Raw genomic sequence first — 4,188 nt, 5'->3', positions numbered from 1 at the left:
CCAAGTTTAAACAAAGTATATCTCGTCAATTCGGGAACAGAAGCTTGCGAAGGTGCTTTGAAACTGGTTCGAAGAGTTACTGGTAGAAGTCAGTTGATTTCGTGTCATAATGCCTATCATGGCAATACTATGGGTTCTATGAGCGTCATGGGATTTGAAGAACGAAAACAAGTTTTTCGTCCGTTGATTCCTGATGTGGATTTCATCACCTTTAATAACGAAGAAGATATTCAAAAAATCACTACCAAAACAGCCGGAATAATTCTAGAAAGCATTCAAGGAGGCGCAGGATTTATTCAACCTAAAAACGATTTCTTGGCCAAAGTAAAAAAACGATGCTCCGACGTTGGAGCGCTTATGATTGTTGACGAAATCCAACCTGGTTTTGGTAGAACTGGAAAACTATTTGGTTTTGAAAACTATAATGTGGTACCCGATGTGGTAATTATTGGTAAAGGAATGGCTGGTGGAATGCCTGTAGGCGGCTTTATTGCAGATGAAAAGTACATGGATTTATTGAGCCATGACCCAAAATTAGGACACATTACCACATTTGGCGGACATCCTGTCATAGCGGCAGCATGCTTAGCCACCTTAGAAGAAATTCTAGAAAAAGACTATGCTGCACAATCTTTAGCAAAGGAAAAGTTATTCCGAGAGCTTTTGGTACATCCTTTGATAGATGAAGTGAGAGGAAAAGGATTAATGCTTGCCGCAATGACTAGAAATTCTGAAATTACCAACAAAGTAATTTTCAAATGCCAAGACAAAGGATTGATTTTATTTTGGTTACTATTTGAGGGCAAAGCAATTAGAATTACTCCTCCATTAACCATATCTGAAGATGAAATTAGAGAAGGTTGCGCCATTATTATTGAAGCGATGAATGAAATTCTAATTGAAAATTGATATTGAATTTTGCAATTGAAATTGACATTGAATAATTGTTAATTAAATTGTTTACAACAATATCAACAATTCATCAAATAAGCAACCTGTTTGCCTAATTTTATTAAGGATAATTTTAATACCTACAATTATGCACCTAGAACACGACGAAGAAGATTACAACTTATCCTTATCGAAATTTGAATCGATGTTGAAAACCAACAAGGTATTCTTTTTCGACTCGGAGGAATTTGAGGAAATCATTCTGCATTACCTCGACATGGGCAAAGCTACTTTGGCAAAAAAAGCTTTAAAGTTAGGATTGGAACAACATCCAAAATCTACCGGATTAAAATTGGTTCAAGTAGAAATGCTAGTGTATGATGACAAATTGGATCACGCAGAAAAATTATTAAACGAGCTTTATGCCATTGAACCTACCAACGAAGAAATTTTTATCCAAAAAGCCAATATTTATTCCAAAAGAGATCAACACGACAAAGCCGTTGAGTATTTACAAACAGCACTTCAATATACTGAAGATTATGCTGATGTACATAACTTAATTGGTATGGAATACCTTTTTATGGATAATTTAGAATTGGCAAAAGAGAATTTTATCAAATGTTTGGAAGAAGATTTAGAAGACCAATCTGCTTTATATAATGTAGTGTATTGTTTTGAGTTTTTGGACCAAAATTTGGAAGCTATTGAATACCTTAAAACCTACATCGATAGAAATCCATACAGCGAAATTGCTTGGCATCAGTGCGGAAGATTATACTATGGTGTTAAAGATTATGAAAATGCCGTTCGTTCTTTTGAATTTGCCACCTACATTGATGATGAATTTATTGGCGCCTTTATGGAAAACGGTAAAGCTTTGGAACGATTGAAAAGATATGAAGAAGCTATCGAAAACTATAACCGCACTATTGAATTAGATGACCCAACTTCTTATGCCTTACTACGCATTGGAAAATGCCATGAAAAGCTAGGCCACAAAGCGGAAGCTTTAAAATATTTTAATAAAACGGTACATGAAGATCCACTTTTAGACAAAGGTTGGATTGCGATTACTGATTTTTATGTTCGTCAAAAAAACTACCAAAAAGGATTGTATTATGTAAACAAAGCATTGGCTATTGATGATCAAAACCGTTTGTATTGGAAACGCTTTGCAACCATCAATAAAGGAATGGGTAATTTTGAGGAAGCAGAATTTGGTTATAGAAAAGCGGTTGAACATGGCGATTATCAATTAGATACTTGGCTATTTTGGGTAGATATGATGCGAGAAATGGGCGAATACAATAATGCCATTCTAACCTTAATGCAAGCTGCCGAATATTTCCCTGAAGAATTTGAAGTAGAATACCGTTTGGCTGGTTTGCATTTAATGTTAAATGAAGAAGAAAAAGGAAACTTCCATTTGAGCAATGGTTTGCGTTTAAATTTTAATCATAATTCTATTTTACAAGAATTGTTTCCTATGGTTTGGGAAAGAAAATCGGTGAAAGTATATATAACTAAACACAAAAAGTAATATGAAAAAGAAAACACTATTTTTAAGTATTGCACTTTTAATTGTATTAGTAGCTCAAAATATTGTTGCCGAAATAAAACCAGTAAGTTACCCTAAATTTATAAAAGCGAAAAGCAGTAAAAATTATTATAAATTTGAATTATCTAACAAAAAAGAAGATACTTTAATCTACGCCGAATCTAATTTAGACGTAAAACCAGAATATCCTGGTGGAGTTGAAACATATAAAGCTCACGTAAATATCGTTTTAAAAAATCCGAAAAATATAAAAGGGGATATTTTTGTAGCTTTTATTGTTGAAAAAAATGGAAGTTTATCTAGGGTTGCTATTTTAAAAGGGATTGATGAGGAAACTGATAAAGAAATTTTAAAAGTATTAAAAGAATCTCCTAAATGGAAATCAGGTGAAAAAGAGGGTCAAAAAGTAAGATGTCTGATTCCATTATTTATAACTATAAATGGATCAAAGTAAAAGACTTTATGGCCTAATTGGAAAGAATATTTCTTATTCATTTTCTAAAAAATATTTTACCGAGAAATTTGTTTTAGGAAATCTTGTTGAATGTACCTATGAGAATTTCGACTTGCAAAACATTGAAGAATTTCCAAATTTAATTGCCAATAATCCTGATTTAATTGGTTTGAATGTTACCATTCCGTATAAAGAATCTGTTATTCCTTTTTTAAATAAATTATCAAAAAATGCTGCTCAAATTGGCGCTGTCAATGTCATTCGTTTTACCAAAAAAGGAAAACTAAAAGGTTATAATTCGGATTACTATGGTTTTATGAAATCTTTAAAACCCTTGTTACAAGCACATCATAAAAAAGCACTCATTCTGGGAACTGGTGGCGCTGCCAACGCTGTAGCTTTTGCTTTAGACCAACTCCAAATTCTATACACCTTTGTTTCCCGAGAAGAAAAAGCAGGCATGATTGGTTATGACCGAATCAATGTTACCACTTTTGACAATTACCATATTATTATTAATTGCACACCGCTGGGAACTAGTCCAAACACCTCAGCATCTCCGCCAATTCCCTATCAATTTTTTACCGAAAAGCATATTGCTTTTGACCTGATATACAATCCTGAGGAAACACAATTTTTGAAAAAAGCCAAGAAAAATGGTGCAGTAACTAAAAATGGTTATGAAATGTTAGTATTTCAAGCAGAAAAAGCATGGAAAATTTGGAATAAATAATAAATCAAACCATATAAGAAATGTAAAGTCATTTAAGTTTTTGTTATATTCAAATTTATCTATGTATTTGTACATTCTTATATGACCTTAAATGCCTTAAATGATTAAAAAAAACATGAACATTAAACTAATCGCCATAGGCAAAACCGACAATAAATCATTACAAACTTTAATTGACGATTACACCAAACGTTTGTCTTTTTACATCAAATTTGATTTAGAAATTATTCCCGATATCAAAAACGTCAAAAACCTTTCGGAACCTCAGCAAAAAGAAAAAGAAGGCGAATTGATTTTATCAAAACTTACACCAACCGACCAATTAATTTTATTGGACGAAAACGGAAGTACTTTTTCGAGTGTTGGTTTTTCAGATTATTTACAAAAGAAAATGAATTCAGGAGTAAAGACCTTAGTTTTTGTAATTGGTGGTCCATACGGATTTAGCGAAGAAGTTTATAAAAAATCACAAGGAAAAGTTTCACTCTCCGAAATGACTTTTTCACACCAAATGGTACGTTTATTTTTTATTGAGCAGTTGTATCGTGG

Annotated in this window: 5 protein-coding genes; all 5 read left to right on the top strand. The window is 32.6% G+C overall.

Translation table 11 applies throughout. The features are described from left to right. The coding region (locus ACK5ON_RS03235; RefSeq protein WP_409819823.1) for an aspartate aminotransferase family protein at positions 1-909 on the top strand (909 nt) is incomplete at its 5' end. Positions 910-1,039: 130 nt separating this feature from the next. Then, positions 1,040-2,434 (top strand): tetratricopeptide repeat protein, encoded by a 1,395-nt coding sequence (locus tag ACK5ON_RS03230; RefSeq protein WP_409819820.1) that lies wholly within the window; start codon positions 1,040-1,042, stop codon positions 2,432-2,434. Between the two features lies 1 nt (position 2,435). Beyond that, positions 2,436-2,906, top strand: coding sequence for an energy transducer TonB (locus tag ACK5ON_RS03225; protein ID WP_396174721.1), 471 nt, complete (start codon positions 2,436-2,438; stop codon positions 2,904-2,906). After that, a complete protein-coding gene (locus tag ACK5ON_RS03220) occupies positions 2,893-3,639 on the top strand; it encodes a shikimate dehydrogenase family protein (protein WP_409819817.1) in 747 nt (248 codons plus the stop codon). The genes ACK5ON_RS03225 and ACK5ON_RS03220 overlap by 14 nt, the downstream gene beginning before the upstream one ends. 115 nt (positions 3,640-3,754) lie before the next feature. After that, positions 3,755-4,188, top strand: a 434-nt coding sequence (rlmH, locus tag ACK5ON_RS03215) for a 23S rRNA (pseudouridine(1915)-N(3))-methyltransferase RlmH (RefSeq protein ID WP_409819826.1), incomplete at its 3' end; no start/stop codon positions are given.

The organism is Flavobacterium sp. (assembly GCF_046317795.1).
In the GTDB taxonomy this organism is placed as follows: Bacteria; Bacteroidota; Bacteroidia; order Flavobacteriales; family Flavobacteriaceae; genus Flavobacterium.
Note: the sequence above shows the minus strand (reverse complement) of the source record. Positions and strands in the feature narration are given on the sequence as shown.